Below are 17980 nucleotides of genomic sequence, written 5' to 3' on the forward strand. Positions count from 1 at the left end.
GACGAACGCCCCGCGAACCATCGGTTCGCGGGGCGTTCGTTCGGGCCCTCGACTCAGGCGTCGCCGAGGTGCTTGCGCGGTCCGGCCTCGGGCAGCAGGCCCACCGTCTCGCCCATGCGGTGCACACGGAGGGTGTTCGTGCTGCCGATCACCCCGGGAGGGGATCCGGCGATGACGAGCACCTTGTCGCCGACCTCGACGCGGCCGGTGCCGAGCAGCACCTCGTCGACCTGGGCGAACATCTCGTCCGTCGAGCCGACGCGCGGCACGTCGTAGCTGTCCGCGCCCCAGGTGAGCTCCATGCGACGGCGGATCGCCGGGCTCGGCGTGAAGCCGAGGATCGGGATCGGCTTGCGCAGCCGCGACATGCGGCGCACGGTGTCGCCCGACTCGGTGAAGACGCAGATGAACTTGGCGCCGATGAAGTCCGCGACCTCCGCAGCGGCGAGCGTCAGCGCGCCGCCCTGGGTGCGGGGCTTGGTGCCCAGCGGGTCGATCCGGTCGAGCGCGTGATCCTCGGTGGCCTCGATGATGCGGGCCATGGTCGCGACCGCTTCGCGCGGGAATGCGCCCACGCTGGTCTCGCCCGACAGCATGACCGCATCGGCGCCGTCGAGGATCGCGTTCGCGCAGTCCGAGGCCTCGGCGCGGGTGGGGCGCGGGTTCTCGATCATCGACTCGAGCACCTGGGTCGCCACGATGACGGGCTTCGCGTTGCGACGCGCGAGCGCGACCGCCTCGGTCTGCACGAGCGGCACCTGCTCGAGCGGGAGCTCGACACCGAGGTCGCCGCGGGCGACCATGATGCCGTCGAAGGCGTCGACGATCTCTTCGAGGTGCTCGACGGCCTGCGGCTTCTCGATCTTGGCGACGACCGGAAGGCGGATGCCCTCCTCGTCCATGATCTCGTGCACGCGGACGATGTCGGCCGCGTCGCGCACGAAGGACAGGGCGATGTAGTCGACCCCGAGCTTGAGGGACCAGCGCAGATCGTCCTCGTCCTTGTCGGAGAGGGCGGGCACGTTGACCGCGACGCCCGGCAGGTTGATGCCCTTGTTGTTCGAGACCGCACCGGGGATCTCGACGACCGTGTAGACCGTGTCCTCCGTGACGCGCACGGCGCGCAGGCCGACCTTGCCATCGTCGACGAGCAGCGGGTCCCCCGGCTTCACGTCGCCGGGCAGACCCTTGTGCGTGGTGCCGCAGATGGTTCGATCGCCGACGATGTCGCGCGTGGTGATGGCGAACTCGTCACCCTCCGCGAGTTCGTAGGGGCCGTCGGCGAAGACGCCCAGACGGATCTTCGGCCCCTGCAGGTCGGCGAGCACCGCGATCGGGCGACCGACCTCGGCCTCGGCGCGGCGGATGTTGCGGTATACGCCCTCGTGCACGTTGTGCGTGCCGTGCGACATGTTGAGCCGGGCGACGTTCACCCCGGCTCGGATCAGCGACAGCGTGTGGTCGTAACTCGATACCGCCGGCCCCCACGTGGCGACGATCTTGGCATGGCGCATGCGTGCTCCTCTGTATTCGTGGGTGGTCCGCCCGCGCTGCCCCGCGTCAGACGGTGTCACTCGACGCCGCGGCGGGCTGCCGCTTGCGGTCGAGAACGTGATAGAACGCCTCGGGATCGCTCGTGAGCTCGTCGATCGAGTCCTGCGGGTTGCGACGCCCGGGCAGGTAGACGGACGACTCGAGACCGACGTGGCGCTTGCGCTGCACGAGGATGATCACGATGCCGATGACGACCGCGACGAGCGCCGCGAAGACGTTGGTGCGCAGGCCGAGGATCACGAGGCTCGGATCGACGCGGATCGACTCGACGAAGGCGCGCCCGATGCCGTACCAGATGAGGTAGCAGCCGAAGAACATGCCCCAGCGCGGCTTGAATCGACGCTCGATGAGCAGCAGCACGCCGATGCCGATCAGGTTCCAGACGATCTCGTAGAGGAAGGTCGGGTGGAACAGCGTGCCCTCGGGCAGGCCGATGGGGAACGCCGGGTTGCTCGACTCGATCTGCAGACCCCACGGAAGCGTGGTCGGCCCGCCGAAGAGCTCGTGGTTGAACCAGTTGCCGAGGCGGCCGGCCGCCTGCGCGAGCAACAGGCCGGGGACGAGGGCGTCAGCGAAGGACCAGAAGCGGATCCCGGTGAGGCGGGAGGCGATGAGCACGCCGATGCCGCCGCCGATCAGGGCGCCGAAGATCGCGATGCCGCCGTTCCAGAACGCGAAGACGTCGAGGAAGTTCTTGCCAGGACCGAAGTAGTCGCCCCAGTGCGTGAGCACGTGGTAGGCGCGGGCGCCGACGATGCCGAGCACGACCGACCACACGAGGAAGTCGATGACCGCGCCGCGCTCGCCCCCGCGACGGCCGAGGCGGCGCGCGGTCCAGATGCCCGCGAGCACGATGCCCACGAGGATGCACAGTGCGTAGAAGCGGATCTGCAGCGACCAGATCTGCACGAACTGCAGGTCGGGGCTCGGGATGCTCAGCGGGTGAATCATTCACTCCTCTTTCACGGAACTGGTGCGGAGCCTCGCCCCGCCTGTCGCGACCCGGCCCGAGAGGCCCGGTCGCATTCGAATTTCATCCTAGTCGGCGTCGCGGACGCCGGGTGCGCACCCGGACGGTGCGCTCAGCTTCGCGCCGTGCCCGCAGCGATGTCGCGGACCACCTCGGAGAGCCGGTCGACGCCCCCGTCGCGCAGCGCGCGGACGAAGGCGGTGCCGACGATCGCGCCGTCGGCGTAGTCGAGGGCGGCGGCGACCTGTTCTGCGGTCGAGATGCCGATGCCGACGCAGGCGAGGTCGGCGCCCTGCGCCCGCAGACGGGCCGTGAGCTCGCGCGCCGCGGCGTCGAGCTGGGCGCGCTCGCCCGTGATCCCCATGGTCGACACGGTGTAGACGAAGCCGGTGGTCGAGCGGGTGACGAGCGCGAGGCGCTCGTCGGTCGAGCTGGGGGCCGCGAGGAACACACGGTCGAGGCCGAGGCGCTCGCTGATCTCGATCCACTCGGCCGCCGAATCCGGCGTGATGTCGGGCGTAATGAGCCCGGCACCGCCCGCTGCGAGCAGATCCTGCGCGAAGCGCTCCACGCCGTACTGCACGACCGGGTTCCAGTAGGTCATCACGAGGATGGGCACGTCGACCGCCTCGCGCACCCGGCGGATCGCCTCGAAGACGTGCGCCACCCGGAATCCGTCGGCCAGCGCGGTCTGCGTCGCCTCCTGGATGATCGCGCCGTCCATCACCGGATCGGAATAGGGCAGGCCGAGTTCGAGCACGTCGGCGCCGCTGCGGGCCATCGCGATCGCCGCGGCGACGCTCGTGTCGAGGTCGGGGAAGCCGACGGGGAGATACCCGACGAGCGCGCCCCTGCGCTCCTGCTTCGCGGCGCGGATCGCCCGAGCCACCTGGGATTCGTGGGCGCTCATCCGTCCATCTCCGCATCGTTCTCGCCGAGCAGGCCGAAGTACCGGCCCGCCGTCGCCATGTCCTTGTCGCCGCGACCCGAGAGGTTCACGGCGATGAGCCCGTCGGGGCCCAGCTCCTTGCCGATGCGGATCGCACCCGCGAGCGCGTGCGCCGACTCGATCGCCGGGATGATCCCCTCGGTGCGGCTCAGCAGGCGCAGGGCCTGCATCGCCTCGTCGTCCGTGGCCGGGATGTAGTCGGCACGTCCGATGTCGGCGAGCCACGCGTGCTCGGGTCCGACGCCCGGGTAGTCGAGGCCCGCCGAGATCGAGTGCGACTCGATGGTCTGGCCGTCCTCGTCCTGCAGCACGTAGGTGCGGGAGCCGTGCAGGATCCCGGGGCGACCGCGCTCGATCGAGGCCGCGTGCTGATCGGTGTCGACACCGGCACCTGCCGCCTCGACTCCGTACAGCTTGACGTCGGCGTCGTCGATGAAGGCGTCGAACATGCCGATCGCGTTCGATCCGCCGCCGACGCAGGCCACGACCGCGTCGGGCAGACGGCCGGCCTTCTCGAGCAGCTGAGCCCGGGCCTCCTCGGAGATGATCTTCTGGAAGTCGCGGACCATCGCGGGGAACGGGTGCGGCCCGGCGGCGGTGCCGAAGATGTAGTTGGTGCGGTCGACGCTCGCGACCCAGTCGCGGTAGGCCTCGTTGATCGCGTCCTTCAGCGTGCGCGATCCGGCGGTCACGGGGATCACCTCGGCGCCGAGGAGGCGCATGCGCGCCACGTTCAGCGCCTGGCGCTCGGTGTCGACCTCGCCCATGTAGACGGTGCACTCGAGGCCGAAGAGCGCGGCGGCGGTCGCCGTGGCGACGCCGTGCTGGCCCGCTCCGGTCTCGGCGATCACGCGCTGCTTGCCGAGGCGCTTGGTGAGGAGCGCCTGGCCGAGCACGTTGTTGATCTTGTGCGAACCGGTGTGGTTCAGGTCCTCGCGCTTCAGGAAGATGCGCGCGCCCCCGGCGTGCGCCGCGAAGCGGGGCACCTCCGTGATGGGGGACGGACGGCCGGCGTAGTCGCGCAGCAGATCCGTGAGCTCGGTCTGGAAGGCCGGGTCGGCCTTCGCCTCGTCGTAGGCGAGGGTAAGCTCGTCGATCGCGGCGATGAGCGACTCCGGCATGAACCGGCCGCCGAACTCGCCGAAGAACGGACCGCTCTGATCGCGCAACGGCTTCGACATCTGTGCCTCCCGGCGGTGGGTCAGACGCTCAGGTAGCTGGCGAGCGTCGCGATGGGATCGTTGGTCACGAGGGCCTCGCCGACGAGCACGGCGTCGGCGCCCGCCTCGCGGTAGCGCACCACGTCGGCGACGTCGAGCACCGCCGACTCGGCGACGCGGATGACGCCCGCCGGAATCTGGTCGGCCACGCGGCCGAACAGGTCGCGGTCGAGCTCGAAGGTGCTGAGGTTGCGGGCGTTGACGCCGACGAGCTGGGATCCGAGGTCGACGGCGCGCGCCACCTCGTCGGCGGTGTGCGCCTCGACCAGCGGGGTCATGCCGAGCTGCAGCGTGAACTCGTGCAGTCGCTCGAGCGTCTGCTGCGGCAGCGCCGCGACGATCAGCAGCACGAGATCGGCGCCCGCGGCGCGGGCCTCGAGGATCTGGTACTCCTCGCCGATGAACTCCTTGCGCAGCACCGGGATGCTGACGGCCTTGCGCACCGCCTCGAGGTCGTCGAGCGAGCCCTTGAACCGGCGCTGCTCGGTGAGCACGCTCACTACGCTGGCCCCGCCGGACTCGTACTGAGCGGCGAGCGCCTGCGGCTCGGGGATGTCGGCGAGATCGCCGCGCGAGGGGCTCGCGCGCTTGACCTCGGCGATCACACGGATGTGATCAGCGGGGGCGAGGGCCTCGAGCGCGTCGAGCGCTGTGGGGCGCGCGAGCGCCTCCGCCTCGACCTGCGCCGTGGATCGGGTCTCTCGTCGGGCTCGCGCGTCTTCCAGGGAGCCGGCGAGCAGTTGCTCTAGCACCTCAGTCGTGCGACTTGACGGCGTACTTCGGTCCGTTCACGCCGAAGCCGGCCTTCGAGAGGATCCAGCCGAGCAGCGCGCCGACGACGACGACACCGACGCTCGCCCACACGAGGGCGGGGATGTTCAGGAAGAAGAACACCGTGCCGGCCGCGATACCGAGCAGCATGACGATCACCGCCGTCCATGCAGCGGGCGAATCGCCGTGTCCGGGGTCTCCGTGGGGGTTCGACATGAATCTCCTCGTTCCGAAAATGTGTCCGTACCAGCCTAGCGCGTCCGCGGAGCATCCGGAGCACGACAGGCAGGCGGACGGCCGCTTATGCGCGCGGCGCCTCGGGATCGGCCGCCCCGGCCGCGGGACTCTCCGCATCTTCGTCGGCGTCCGGATCGGCATCCGAAGGATCGTCGCCGTCGCTCAGCGCGTCCCAGTCGGCGATGCGGTCGGGCTCGTCGCTCTCGACCCGCTTCGTGCTCGTCTCGTACTTGCGACCGGCGGTGGCCCATCGGCCGCTGACCGCCAGCACGAGCACGCCGAGCAGCGCGACGAGCACGCCGAGCGCCGCAGTGACGATCGGCCACACCGTGAGCGAAGTACCGGCGATCGCGTCCTGCGCGGAGCCGCCGGCCAGGCCGGTGAGCTTGGTCACGCGCGCCAGCGAAGCCGCCGACGGATCGATCAGGACGGTGATCGCCACCGCCGAGATCCCCGCACCGAGCAGGGCGAGTACGACGCCGAGCACGCGTCGGAAGATCTTGCCCGCGATGGTCAGTGCCAGCGCACCCGCCAGGACGGCCAGCGCGAGCGGCGAGAGCGACTGGTTGAACTCCTGCCCGGTGACCGAGAGATGGTCCTGAGCCGCCGCGCCCAGTTCGAGCTTGAACGAGGCCCACGGCTGGGTCGCCGAGAGCAGCGCGAGCGCGCCGACGAGCCCCAGGCCGGCGATCAGGAGGAGCCGCATCCGCTTCACGAGCGATCTCCGATCGAGCGCAGGGTGTTCGCCACGGCGACCGCCCGCAGCGGCGCAGCCGCCTTGTTGCGGGACTCCTGATCCTCCATCTCGGGGACGGAGTCGGCGACGATCCCGCCGCCCGCCTGCACCATCGCGACGCCGTCGCGGATCGTGGCCGTGCGGATCGCGATCGCGAGGTCGGCGGAGCCCGAGAGGCCGAAGTAGCCGACCACTCCCCCGTAGACGCCGCGCTGCACGGGCTCCAGCTCGTCGATGATCTGCAGGGCGCGCGGCTTCGGGGCGCCGCTCAGAGTACCCGCGGGGAACGTCGCGCGCAGCGCATCGATGGCGTTGCGTCCCTCGCCCAGCTCGCCCTCGACGGTCGAGACGATGTGCATGATGTGGCTGAAGCGCTCGATCCGCATGAACTCGGTCACCTCGACGCTCGGCGGGTCGCACACCCGCAGCAGGTCGTTCCGGGCGAGGTCGACGAGCATGAGGTGCTCGGCCCGCTCCTTCTCGTCGGCGAGCAGCTCGCGCTCGTGCTGGTGGTCCTCGTCGATGGTCGCACCGCGCGGGCGGGACCCGGCGATCGGGTGCGTGATGACGTGGCCGTCGTTCTGCACGGTGACGAGAGCCTCGGGGCTGGATCCGACGACCGAGAACGGCTCGCCGTCGGCGTCCTCGACCGTGAGCAGGTAGAGGTAGGGGCTCGGGTTCAGGTGCCGCAGCACCCGGTAGACGTCGAGCGGATCGGCGGTGCACTCCTGGTCGAAGCGCTGCGAGAGCACCACCTGGAAGATGTCGCCGTCGACGATGTACTGCTTGGAGCGCTCGACGCCGGCCAGGTAGTCGGCCTCGTTCGTCAGCCGGCGCGCCGTGGGCATCGCCGTGCGGTCGAGCTCGCCGAGCGGCGACGCCGCCGGAGCCGCGAGGGTCTCCTGCAGCGCGTCGAGGCGCCGCTGGCCCTCCGCCCACTGCGCATCGGCGTCGTCGGAGTGCTGATCGTTCAGCACGTTGACGACGAGGATCACGCTGCCCTCGCGGTGATCGATCACGACCACCTCGGAGGCGAAGCTGAGCGACTGGCTCGGGATGCCCGGGCCCTCGGTCGGCCCGTGCTCGAGCCGCTCGAACTGCCGCACGGTCTCCCAGCCGAGGTAGCCCACGAAGCCGCTCACGAGGGGCGGCAGCTGGGCGACCTGCGGCGTGCGCCAGTGCTCGGCCGCCGCGCGCAGCGCCTCGACCGGGGCGAGGTGCGAGACACCGCCCGGCAGCAGGCGGTCCTCGGAGATGCCACCCTCGGACGGCACCCAGCGGGCCCGCCCGTCGCGCTCGCTGAGCGAGCCGAACGAGCCCGCCCCCACGAAGCTGAACCGGGTCCAGACACCGCCCTGCTCCGCGGATTCCAGCAGGAACGTACCGGGTCGCGAAGCCGCGACCTTGCGGTAGATGCCGACCGGGGTCTCCGCGTCCGCGAATACCTCGCGGCACACGGGGATGACGGTGTGGGTGGTGCGGGCGGCGTCGAAGGCCTCGCGCGTCGTCGTCAGGCTCACCGCCCCAGCTTACCGGTGCGCTCCTGCGCGCTCGCCCCTATTCGGGATCGCCGACGACGGCCCCGAGGTCGCGCCCGTCGAAGCAGGTCCGGGATCCGGTGTGGCAGGCCGCGCCGATCTGGATCGCGCGCACGAGCAACGTGTCGCCGTCGCAGTCCATCGCGACGGAGCGCACGTACTGCCGATGCCCCGAGGTATCGCCCTTGCGCCAGTACTCCTGCCGGGAGCGGGACCAGTAGGTGACCCGCCCCGTGGTGAGCGTGCGCCGCGCCGCCTCACGGTCCATCCAGGCCAGCATGAGCACATCGCCGGAGGCGTCGTCCTGCACGATGGCCGGAAGCAGCCCGTCGGGGCCGAAGGTCAGCGCATCGAGCCGCTGCTCGACCGCGGTGGGATCGTTCGCGGTCATGCCCGCGCCTCCTCGTCGCCGTGCTCGACCAGCCGAACCAGGTGCCCGGCGTCCGCGAGCGCGCGCTTGACCTCGCCGATGGTGAACGTTCCGTCGTGGAACACCGACGCGGCGAGCACCGCATCGGCGCCCGCATCGACCGCCGGGGCGAAGTGCTCGAGACGCCCGGCACCGCCCGATGCGATGACCGGGACCGAGGCCAGCTCCCGCACCGCTCGGGTGAGCTCCAGGTCGAAGCCCGCGAGCGTACCGTCGGCATCCATCGAGTTCACGAGCAGCTCGCCCGCGCCCCGATCGACGACCTCGCGGCACCACTCGAGCGCGTCGCGGTCGGTCTCCTTCTTGCCGCCGTGGGTCGTCACCACGAACCCGCTCGGCGTGCGGGGCGAGCGCTTCACGTCGAGCGAGAGCACGAGCACCTGGGAGCCGAAACGGTCGGCGATCTCGCCGATCAGCTCCGGACGGGCGATCGCCGCGCTGTTCACGCCGACCTTGTCGGCGCCGACGCCCAGCAGTCGCGCGACGTCGTCGGCGCTGCGCACGCCGCCCCCGACGGTTAGCGGGATGAACACCTGCTCGGCAGTGCGGCGCACCACGTCGTAGGTGGTCGATCGGTCGTCGACGGTCGCGGTCACGTCGAGGAAGGTCAGCTCGTCGGCGCCCTGCTCGGCGTACTTCGCCGCCAGCTCGACCGGGTCGCCGGCGTCGCGCAGGTTCAGGAAGTTGACGCCCTTCACGACGCGGCCCGCGGCCACATCGAGGCAGGGGATCACGCGGGTCGCGATGCTCATCTGCGGGTCCCCTCCTACAGGCGGGCGGCGTGGATCGCGGTCACGAGGATCGCGCGGGCGCCGAGATCGGCGAGGCGATCCATGACGTCGTTCGCCTCGTCGGCCGACACCATGACGCGGACCGCCACCCAGCCCTCGTCCTTCAGCGGCGAGACCGTGGGCGACTCGATGCCGCCGGCGATCGCGACGGCCGCGTCGAGATCGCTCTCGCGCAGGTCGTAGTCCATGATCACGAACTTGCGTGCGACGAGCACACCGCGCAGCCGACGCAGCAGGCGGTCGACGCCCTCGGGGCGCTTCGCCCCGCCGATCAGCACCGCGGTCGATTCGAGGATCACCGGTCCGAAGATCTCGAGCCCGGCCGCGCGGAGCGTGGCGCCCGTGGAGACCACGTCGGCGACGGCATCGGCGACGCCGAGGCGCACCGCCGATTCGACCGCGCCGTCGAGCTTCACGAGGATCGCTTCGATCCCCCGAGCGCGGAGGAAGTCGTCGACGAGCTTCGGATAGCTCGTCGCGACCCGCTTGCCGGCGAGATCCGCGATGTCGCTGATCTCGTTCGTGGGAGCCGCGAAGCGGAAGGTCGAGTCGCCGAAGTCGAGGTGCGCGATCTCGTGCGCCGCGGACCCCGAATCGAGCAGCAGATCCCGGCCGGTGATACCGATGTCGAGCGCACCGGATCCCACGTAGGTGGCGATGTCTCGCGGGCGGAGATAGAAGAACTCGACGCCGTTGCGAGCGTCGGTGTGGACGAGCTGCCGGCTGTCGCGTCGGCCGGAGTATCCGGCCTCCGCGAGCATCTCGGCGGCGATCTCTGAGAGGGAGCCCTTGTTGGGCACCGCGATGCGGAGCATGAGTGAAGTTCCTTCCGTGTCGGCCATTGCGCGGCCGGGAGTCTGAATCAGATTCGGGCGGCGAGCGTCAGCGCGGCGTCACGGGAGTGCCGTGAGGCGCCGACGCTACAGATGCCGGTACACGTCCTGCAGGCTCAGGCCCTTGGCGAGCATGAGGACCTGCAGGTGGTACAGCAGCTGGCTGATCTCTTCGGCGCAGGCGTCGTCGGATTCGTACTCCGCGGCCATCCACACCTCGGCCGCCTCTTCGACGACCTTCTTGCCGATCGCATGCACGCCGGCGTCCAGGCGCGCGACGGTGTCGCTGCCTTCCGGACGGGCGGCGGCCTTCTCGCTGAGTTCAGCGAAGAGCGATTCGAACGACTTCACGAGACCAGCCTAGCGTGTCCGGGACTCCGGTCAGAACTTCGCGGTCAGTGCGCGTGCGCCGCCGCGACTGCGCGCAGCTCCGCGATCCGGTCCTCGGGCACCCCGCCGTAGACCGCCGAGCCCGCGACGAAGGTGTCGGCACCGGCTTCGGCAGCGACGCCGATCGTGCTCGCCGAGATGCCGCCGTCGACCTGCAGGCGCAGCTCGATGCCGTGCTTCGCGCGCGCTTCGGCGAGGCGTCCGAGCTTCGGCATCATGTCGGGCATGAAGGACTGGCCGCCGAAACCGGGCTCCACCGTCATCACGAGCACCATGTCGAACTCGGGCAGCAGCTCCAGGTAGGGCTCCGGATCGGTGCCGGGCTTCAGCGCGATGCCGGCCATGGCGCCGATCTCGCGCAGGCGGCGCGCCAGCGCCACCGGATCCTGCGCGGCCTCGGCGTGGAAGGTGACCGAGGCGGCGCCGAGCTCGGCGTACCCCGGGGCCCAGCGGTCGGCGTCCGAGATCATGAGGTGCACGTCGAGCGGGATCGGCGAGACCGCCTGGATCCGCTCCACGATCGGCGGGCCCATGGTGAGGTTCGGGACGAAGTGGTTGTCCATCACGTCGACGTGCACGAAGTCCGCGGTGCGGATCCGTTCGAGCTCGCGCTCGAGGTTGACGAAGTCGGCGGACAGGATGCTCGGGTGGATGCGCTGCACGGTCACGGATCGATCCTATCCGCGGGCCGGAGCCGCGATGCGGCCCGTGCGCGGCGCAGTGCGCTCGCTATGCTGGCGCCATGGCAGAGGAGCAGGACCCGGAGCCCTGGCGCATCCCGACCGGTCTCGGCGCGCCGCAGGGCCTCCGGCCCTCGCCCGGCATCGCTCCCCCGGGCGGGCTGCCCGAACCCCAGCTGAGCGACTGGACGGGGTACGAACCCGCGGACGCGGCCGACGCGCTCGCGGCCGACGCCGCCGAGCAGGTGCACGAGGCGCTCGGCGTCGACGACGTCCCCGCAGCACCCGAGCCGAGTGCTGAGGTTCCCACGGACCCGGCGGCGCCACCGGCGCCGCCGGCGCAGCCGGCGCAGCCGGCACCGGTTCCGGCGGCACCCGCCGCCCCGCCGATGCAGATCCCCGCGGCCGAGATGCCGGCGGCGCCTGTTCCCGCGGCCGCGGCCCCGGTTCCTCCGTCAACGGCACCGCCTGCCCCGACCGCGCCCCCGGTGCCGACCGCACCCTCGGTGCCGCCCGCTCCGGTGGCGGCGACCCCGGTATCGGCGGCCTCGGCGACCGCAATGCCCGGCCCCGCGCCCGCTCGGGCGCGGACCCCCGAAGGCGGGCCGAAACCCGCAGCGACAGCGAACCCGATGAAGATCGTGGGCTGGGTCGGTATCGGCGTCCTCGCCATCGGCGCGATGTCGCTGATCGGCAGCCTGACGAACGACGACGGGGATCCCGGCGCCGATGATTCGTACACCGCCATCGGGGCGGACACGCCCGAAGGCGCGGTGCAGGAGTACCTGGAGGCGCTCCGCGACGGCGACACCGTCCGTGCCGCCGAGCTGCTCAGCTCCCCGGATCCCGGAGTCTTCGAGCATCCTCCGCTCGATCCGTCCGAGCATCCCGAGAGCCGGATCGACGATGTCGAGGCGGACGCCACCGTGCAGGAGGGTGACTCGGGAAGCGTCTCGGTCCGGTACACGATGGGCGGCGAAACGGTGTCGACGGCCATGCAGGTGGAGCGCACCGGCGACGGCTGGTTCATCACCGAGGGCGGCACCGTATTCCCCGAGGGGCAGGTGCTCGCGGGGTTCCCGACGACGCTCAACGGCGAGCCGATCGGCGGAGCGACCCCGGCTCTGATGCCCGGCGCCTACGAGCTCGGGTTCGAGACGAGCGACTTCTCGCTGCCCGATGATGAGCGCACGATCGTGATCCGGCTCTCGGACGCCGAGGTCCTCTCGCGGATCGAGGCGACCCCGCAGCTCACCGAGGCGGGCACCAGGCGGTTCACCGAGGCGCTCCGATCCGAGCTCGACGACTGCCTCGCCGCGGGCACCCCGACCACCGACTGCGGCATGGACGTGCCGGAGGAGGATCTCCCCGACGGCTACGCATTCGAGGGCGAGCTGACCCGCTCCCTGCCGCAGGGGTTCGACGCCGTGCTCGCGGCGCATCCGCCGGAGCTCGAGCGCGTCGACGGGCGTCTGACCGGCAAGATCGTGCTTCCCGCGGAGTTCAGCGCGAACATCGAGCTGAGCATCCGCAGCACTGCGGACGGCACGGTCCGCGACGGGCACCTGCGCGATCCGGTCTCCTCGCTCCGGCCGAGCGCCTACCTGGCTCCCGGGCCGGTGCAGCTCGACTGGACCGAGCCCGACGCCGCCTAGGCGATCCGTTTCGGATCACGCCCCTTCGGCGACGAACGGCCCGACCGCGGGCGCCTCGGCGTAGCTGCGCGAGAGCCGTCGATACGACCGGGTCAGCGCGGCACCGCCCGCCAGCAGGACCGTGACGAGCCCGGTCGCCACGAAGATGAGGGCGATCCCCCGTGCGTCCCCGGTGCCGAGGAGCCAGCTCCAGTCAGCCTGCCCCTGCGGCGTCTCGAGCGCGGGGACGATCCACAGCGCGGCGACCGGGGCGATCGCGAAGGAGGTGATCGGCGCGGTGCCCGCCTCGAAGGTCATCGCGAACCCGAATGCGCGCCCCTGGGAGGCGAACGGGACGACGCGCTGGATCACCGTCTGCTCGGCGGCCTCGATCGCGGGCATCAGGATCCCGAAGAGCCAGAGCCCGAGCACGAACAGCCAGGGCGCGTCGCGAATCGTGAACACCGCGCCGAGCACGCCGCTCACCGCCACGAGGATCAGCATCGTGCGGATCGGGTTCGCACCGAGGCCGCGCGCGGCGACCAGCGCGCCGCCGACGAGGAAGCCGGTCGAGGCGAGCCCGAACAGGATCCCCCAGGCCTCGACGCTGAAGAGGGTGAGCCCGTAGGGGTCGAGCAGCGCCATGAACACCCCGCTCGCGAGGTTGTTGAAGGTCGTGAAGATGATCAGCGCCAGCAGTCCCGGTACCGCGCGCACCGCTCGGAATCCGCCGCCGAAGTCGACCGCCCGCCGCTCGGGATCCCGCTGGATCTCGGGCTCAGAGACGCGCAGCAGGTGCAGGTGCAGCAGCGGGATCGCGGTGCACGCGGTCGCGATGAGGATGGTCGGACCCATACCGAGGAACCCCACGGAGAGTCCGCTGAACACGCTCGTGGCGATGAACGCGAGCCCCTGCACGGTCCCGACCAGGCCGTTCGCGTTCGCGTGCCGTTCGGGGGCGACGAGCAGCGTGACCGTGGTCGAGAGGGCGAGATTGCGGAGCACCTCGACCACGCATCCGGCCAGCAGGATCGTCGAGAACACCCAGAACCACGGGGCGCCGAAATCGAGCAGGGTCGCGCGCGGGATGCTGAAGAACATGGCGCAGACGATGAGGAACGCGCTCAGCGAGGCCCAGCCCGAGAGACGCATGACGAAGAGCTTGCGGTAGCGGTCGACGAGGCTGCCGAAGTACATCGAGCACGCCGCGATGATGAGCATGTACGCGCCGCCGAGCAGGCCGTTCACGAGGATGCTCTGCGTCTCCACATACACCCAGAACACCAGGGCGAACCAGAGGAAGTTGGAGGTGAGGTTCGCCACCGCGGTGTTCACCAGCAGGTGCAGGAACGTGCGCATGGATCCACTGTACGCAGGACCCCCAGAATCTGAGGATCCCCGGAGCTACAGGGAGTTCCAGCAGTACAGCCCCGCGCCGCGCTCCCGCGCGGTGCGGGCGAGCGCCCGCCAGTCGCGGAGCATCGGCAGGAGTTGCTGCGGATCGCCCGCGCCCCAGAACTCCTCGGTCTCGGACCAGGGGTCCACGACCTCGGCCAGGCGTTCGTCGCTGGCACCCGCGAGCGCCTCGGTGAAAGTGCCCGGCAGCGAGACGACCCACGCGGAGTCGTGGTCCGGCTCGCTCACCAGGCGCGCCCAGGATCGTTCGCCGGTGATGGTGTCGTACGGTTCGCCGGTGAGGAGCTCCTGCAGCGTGCCCGCCTGCACGGTCGGGTCCACCGCGTCGAGCACGGGCCCGTGCGCCGCGTCGGGTCCCGTTTCGACCACCGACGCGGCCGCAGCATCGTCGCTCGCGATGAAGTACGTGTTGATGACGCCCATGACGTCATCCTGACAGGGTTCGTGCCGCCGGTCCACCGTCGCGCAGTCGGGAGACGAGCGCTCGATCCGCGTCGGCCTCGGACTCCGGAACGAAAGCCGGCCGTGCTGCGCGGCCGTCACGCGTCCGCCCCGTCGGGGAGGCCGATCCGCCAGAATCCGTCGGGCGACCCGGGCGACCCGGGCGATCCGGGCGACCCCGGCGGGAGGAGCGGCGAGAGCCACTCGGCGACGGCGTCGAGCACGGCCCGTTCGAGATCGTCGCGCGTCCACCCGCGCGGGCGCGGCGGCACGTCCGGCTCCCAGCCGTCCTCGCCCCACTCGACGCCGAAGAGGTGCCGGTCGGCGTCGAAGCGGCGGTCGAGGGCGAACGCACCGTCTCCCTCGAACCGGACCCAGACGTCGAACGGACCTTCGGCGTCCTGGTCGACGAACACGTCGATCAGGACGCCGTCGATGCCCGGTCCCGCTTCCTCGGCGGCGCGGCGGAAGCGTTCGAGCCGCTCGGCCGCGTCTTCCGTGCGCGCGGCGAGCAGCGGCCGCAGTGCGTCGGCGTAGTCCTGTGCGTCCATGCCTCCAGCGTATGGGGACTTCTCGCGTCCGGTCAGGGGTGCACGCATCGGAGGTCGCCGAGATGACCCGAGTGCGGGTTATGAGCCTCCAAAACCCGCACTCGGGTCATCTCGGCGAGGCGTCGCGCGGCGAGCGAACACCGGGTGCGCCACCGCCCGGCGCCTTCAGGCCCGCCGGCGCAGCAGCGCGACGAACATCGCGTCGGTGCCGTTGCGGTGCGGCCAGAGCTGCGCGCTCAGCGCGTCACCCGCGAGATCCAGGGGTTCGCGCGCGACGCGGTTCAGCACCGCCTTCGTGTCGAGCTCCTCCAGATCGGAGCGCTTCGTCAGCAGCCGGTCGAGCACGACCCGGGTCTCGGCGAGGTGCGGCGAGCAGGTCACGTACGCGAGCAGGCCGTCCTCCGCGAGGTGATCCGCCGCGGCGTCGAGCAGCTCGGCCTGGAGCCGGGTCAGCTCGGGCAGGTCGCTCGGCGCCTTCCGCCAGCGCGCTTCGGGGCGTCGACGCAGCGCGCCGAGCCCGGAACAGGGCGCGTCGACCAGGATCCGGTCGTAGCGGCGGGTGCCGCCGTTCGCGGGTCCGCCGTCGCCGAACGCCTCGGGCTCCCGGCCGTCGTGCGACACCACGCGAACCGCATCGGAGGATGCCACGACCGCCCGGCGCACGAGCTCGGCACGGTGCTCGGCCACCTCGTTGGCGCGCAGCTCGGCGCCCATCAGCTCGGCCTCGGCCGCGAGCACCGCGGTCTTGCCGCCCGGCCCCGCGCACAGGTCCAACCACTGCTCCCCCGCACGGATCTCGCTCGCGCGCAGCAGCGCCAGCGCCGCGAGCTGCGAACCCTGATCCTGCACGCGGAGCGTGCCCTCGGGGAGGTCGAGGCCGTCGATCGCGCGCCCGGGATCCCCGCCGGCGAGTTCGAGGCCGAGGGGCGACGGGCCCGCGACCGCGATCCCTGCCTCGCCGCCGAGCGCCTCCGCGGTGTCGACGTCGATACCCGATCCCGGAAGCAGCGCGAGGCTGACCCGGGGCGCACGGTTGTCGGCGGCGAGCAGATCGTCCAGTTCGTCGACGCGCCCCTCGGCGGCGAGCGCATCGCGCAGCGCGCGCAGGATCCAGCTCGGGTGGGAGGTGCGCGCGGCGAGCGCGGCGTCGGCGGAAGGAGCTTCGGCCGCGATCCGGTCGTTCCATTCGGCGTCGGTGGATCGGCTGATGGTGCGCAGGACCCCGTTGACGAATCCGGCGCCGGCGGCGTTCGCGACCAGGCGCTGCAGTTCGACGCTCTCGTTGAGGGCGGCGTGGTCGGCGGTGCGCATCGCGAGCAGCTGGTGGGCGCCGAGGCGGAGCACGTTGCGGGTGCGCGGGTCGATGCGATCCATCTCGCGCGAGGAGGCGATCTCGATGATGCGGTCGTAGCGGCCGCGACCGCGCAGGGTTCCCGAGACGAGCTCGGTGACGAACGCCGCGTCGCGGGGGTTCAGGCCGGCCTCGCGGATGCGGGCGGGCAGGGCCAGGTTGGCGTAGGCCTCCCGCTCGTCGACGTCGCGGAGCACGTCGTAGGCGGCGAGGCGGGCGGCCGACACCCGGCCGGCGGGCCGATGCTCCCGCGGGCCGGATCGTCCGCGATCGCCTCCGGGGTTCCCGCGGCCCCGTCCGCCACCGCCTCCGTTCGGGCGTCCGGCGTTCCGGTGCCGGCCTCCGCGGTTCCCGCGGCTGCCGCGGCCGCCCTGGTTCGCGTGCTCCGCGCTCATGCGAGCACCGCCGATCCCCCGCGGCCGCGCAACCAGGCGGCACCGTCCATCGCGGCCTTGCCCGCGGGCTGCACGCGCACGAGTTCGAGGGATCCGTCGGCGAGGCGCAGGATCGCACGTCCGTCGAGGAGCTCGACGGCACCGAAGCCGTCGGCTCCCGCAGCCGCGTCGTCGGCGGCTCGGCGCACCTCGTGCAGCTTCAGCGGCTGCCCGTCGTAGTGGGCGTAGGCGCCCGGCTCGGGGGTCATGCCCGCCCACTTGGCGAGGACCTCCCGAGTGGGGCGCGAGAGGTCGAGGCGGCCGTCCTCGCGGCCGAGCTTGTGCGCGTAGCTCGCCTCGCCCGCCTGCGGTTCGCCGCTGAGGGTTCCGTCGGCGAGGCCGGCGATCGCCGCGACGAGCGCGCCGGTGCCGAACTCGGCAAGATCGGTGAGCGCGGCGCCCGCGGGGGTGCCCGCGGGGAACTCGCGCGCATCACGGGTCAGCACGTCGCCGGCGTCGAGCGCCTCGACCAGGCGGAACACGGTCACGCCGAGGTTCTGCTCCCCCGCTTCGAGCGCGCGCTGCACCGGCGCCGCGCCGCGCCAGCGGGGCAGCTCCGAGAAGTGGAGGTTGATCCATCCCTGCGCGGGCAGCGAGAGCAGCGGTTCGCGCACCAGTCCGCCGTACGCGACGATCACGCCGAGATCCGCCTCGAGCGATGCGGCCCACTCGGTGGCCTCCGCCCCCAATCGGTTGGCCTTCCGCACGGGCAGGCCGAGCTCCTCGGCGGCGAGCGCCACGGGCGAGGGGGTCAGCACACGCTTGCGCCCCAGGGGCGCGTCCTCCCGGGTGATCACGCCGACGACCTCGTGGCCTGCGGCGACGACCGCTCGAAGACTGGGCACGGCGAACTCGGGAGTTCCGGCGAAGAGGATGCGCATCCCCCCATTCTCGCACCCCGGTGGGCGGCGAGCCCGCGCGCGGGCGCTCGGCCCGGCCGCTCGGGCTTGCCCGACGGCATCGGAGTGCTCTACGATCGCCCCATGCATATCGCGAATCAGTGGTGGACCGCCTAGGCGGTCTCGATCTCGCGCATCTGCATGCACTTCCGACA

The 17980-nt window shown here is 71.6% G+C and carries 19 protein-coding genes; 1 reads left to right on the forward strand and 18 read right to left on the reverse strand.

Annotation, left to right across the window (positions count from 1 at the left end; genetic code table 11):
- Positions 1-53: 53 nt before the first annotated feature.
- From pyk to rpe, 13 genes are all read right to left on the reverse strand, one after another.
- The gene (gene pyk, locus ABD169_RS11265; protein WP_344032269.1) at positions 54-1514 is read right to left on the reverse strand and encodes a pyruvate kinase; all 1461 of its coding nucleotides are present in this window, start codon (positions 1512-1514) and stop codon (positions 54-56) included.
- A gap of 46 nt (positions 1515-1560) precedes the next feature.
- Positions 1561-2505: a prolipoprotein diacylglyceryl transferase gene (gene lgt, locus ABD169_RS11270; RefSeq protein WP_336653444.1), complete on the reverse strand. Its 945-nt coding sequence runs from the start codon at positions 2503-2505 to the stop codon at positions 1561-1563.
- A gap of 131 nt (positions 2506-2636) precedes the next feature.
- Entirely contained in the window at positions 2637-3434 is a 798-nt protein-coding gene (trpA, locus tag ABD169_RS11275) for a tryptophan synthase subunit alpha (protein ID WP_336653445.1), read from the reverse strand.
- Entirely contained in the window at positions 3431-4654 is a 1224-nt protein-coding gene (gene trpB, locus ABD169_RS11280) for a tryptophan synthase subunit beta (RefSeq protein WP_336653446.1), read from the reverse strand. The genes trpA and trpB overlap by 4 nt, the downstream gene beginning before the upstream one ends.
- 20 nt (positions 4655-4674) lie before the next feature.
- Positions 4675-5445 carry an indole-3-glycerol phosphate synthase TrpC gene (gene trpC, locus ABD169_RS11285; protein ID WP_344032272.1) on the reverse strand — a complete coding sequence of 257 codons (771 nt, stop codon included), beginning with the start codon at positions 5443-5445 and terminating at the stop codon, positions 4675-4677.
- 1 nt (position 5446) lies between these two features.
- A complete protein-coding gene (locus ABD169_RS11290) occupies positions 5447-5680 on the reverse strand; it encodes a DUF6704 family protein (protein WP_099724828.1) in 234 nt (77 codons plus the stop codon).
- A gap of 85 nt (positions 5681-5765) precedes the next feature.
- Positions 5766-6407 carry a Trp biosynthesis-associated membrane protein gene (locus ABD169_RS11295; protein ID WP_344032394.1) on the reverse strand — a complete coding sequence of 214 codons (642 nt, stop codon included), beginning with the start codon at positions 6405-6407 and terminating at the stop codon, positions 5766-5768.
- A 5-nt stretch (positions 6408-6412) separates the two neighbouring features.
- Positions 6413-7957 carry an anthranilate synthase component I gene (locus ABD169_RS11300; RefSeq protein WP_344032274.1) on the reverse strand — a complete coding sequence of 515 codons (1545 nt, stop codon included), beginning with the start codon at positions 7955-7957 and terminating at the stop codon, positions 6413-6415.
- Positions 7958-7994: 37 nt separating this feature from the next.
- Positions 7995-8366: a phosphoribosyl-AMP cyclohydrolase gene (gene hisI, locus ABD169_RS11305; RefSeq protein WP_344032276.1), complete on the reverse strand. Its 372-nt coding sequence runs from the start codon at positions 8364-8366 to the stop codon at positions 7995-7997.
- Complete coding sequence (gene hisF / locus ABD169_RS11310; RefSeq protein ID WP_336653450.1) at positions 8363-9157, reverse strand: imidazole glycerol phosphate synthase subunit HisF; 795 nt, start codon at positions 9155-9157, stop codon at positions 8363-8365. The genes hisI and hisF overlap by 4 nt, the downstream gene beginning before the upstream one ends.
- A gap of 14 nt (positions 9158-9171) precedes the next feature.
- Positions 9172-10011, reverse strand: coding sequence for an ATP phosphoribosyltransferase (gene hisG, locus ABD169_RS11315; RefSeq protein ID WP_336653451.1), 840 nt, complete (start codon positions 10009-10011; stop codon positions 9172-9174).
- Positions 10012-10116: 105 nt separating this feature from the next.
- Positions 10117-10380 carry a phosphoribosyl-ATP diphosphatase gene (locus ABD169_RS11320; RefSeq protein ID WP_099724822.1) on the reverse strand — a complete coding sequence of 88 codons (264 nt, stop codon included), beginning with the start codon at positions 10378-10380 and terminating at the stop codon, positions 10117-10119.
- 44 nt (positions 10381-10424) lie between these two features.
- Positions 10425-11087, reverse strand: a complete 663-nt coding sequence (gene rpe / locus ABD169_RS11325; protein ID WP_344032280.1) for a ribulose-phosphate 3-epimerase — start codon at positions 11085-11087, stop codon at positions 10425-10427.
- A 74-nt stretch (positions 11088-11161) separates the two neighbouring features.
- Here rpe and ABD169_RS11330 point away from each other — a divergent pair, with 74 nt between their 5' ends.
- Positions 11162-12754: a hypothetical protein gene (locus tag ABD169_RS11330; protein ID WP_344032282.1), complete on the forward strand. Its 1593-nt coding sequence runs from the start codon at positions 11162-11164 to the stop codon at positions 12752-12754.
- Positions 12755-12769: 15 nt separating this feature from the next.
- On the opposite strand, the gene ABD169_RS11335 is transcribed toward ABD169_RS11330, so the two are convergent.
- From ABD169_RS11335 to ABD169_RS11355, 5 genes are all read right to left on the reverse strand, one after another.
- On the reverse strand, positions 12770-14092 hold the full coding sequence (locus ABD169_RS11335) for an MFS transporter (protein WP_344032284.1): 1323 nt from the start codon (positions 14090-14092) through the stop codon (positions 12770-12772).
- Between the two features lie 45 nt (positions 14093-14137).
- The gene (locus tag ABD169_RS11340; protein ID WP_344032285.1) at positions 14138-14572 is read right to left on the reverse strand and encodes a hypothetical protein; all 435 of its coding nucleotides are present in this window, start codon (positions 14570-14572) and stop codon (positions 14138-14140) included.
- 116 nt (positions 14573-14688) lie between these two features.
- Entirely contained in the window at positions 14689-15141 is a 453-nt protein-coding gene (locus tag ABD169_RS11345) for a DUF6389 family protein (RefSeq protein ID WP_344032286.1), read from the reverse strand.
- Positions 15142-15306: 165 nt separating this feature from the next.
- Positions 15307-16887 (reverse strand): RsmB/NOP family class I SAM-dependent RNA methyltransferase, encoded by a 1581-nt coding sequence (locus tag ABD169_RS11350; RefSeq protein ID WP_344032288.1) that lies wholly within the window; start codon positions 16885-16887, stop codon positions 15307-15309.
- Complete coding sequence (locus tag ABD169_RS11355) at positions 16884-17807, reverse strand: methionyl-tRNA formyltransferase (protein WP_344032289.1); 924 nt, start codon at positions 17805-17807, stop codon at positions 16884-16886. Before ABD169_RS11355 ends, ABD169_RS11350 begins: the two co-directional genes overlap by 4 nt.
- Positions 17808-17980 lie beyond the last annotated feature (173 nt).

Origin of the sequence: Leucobacter iarius (assembly GCF_039530105.1) — a bacterium.
In the GTDB taxonomy this organism is placed as follows: Bacteria; Actinomycetota; Actinomycetes; order Actinomycetales; family Microbacteriaceae; genus Leucobacter; species Leucobacter iarius.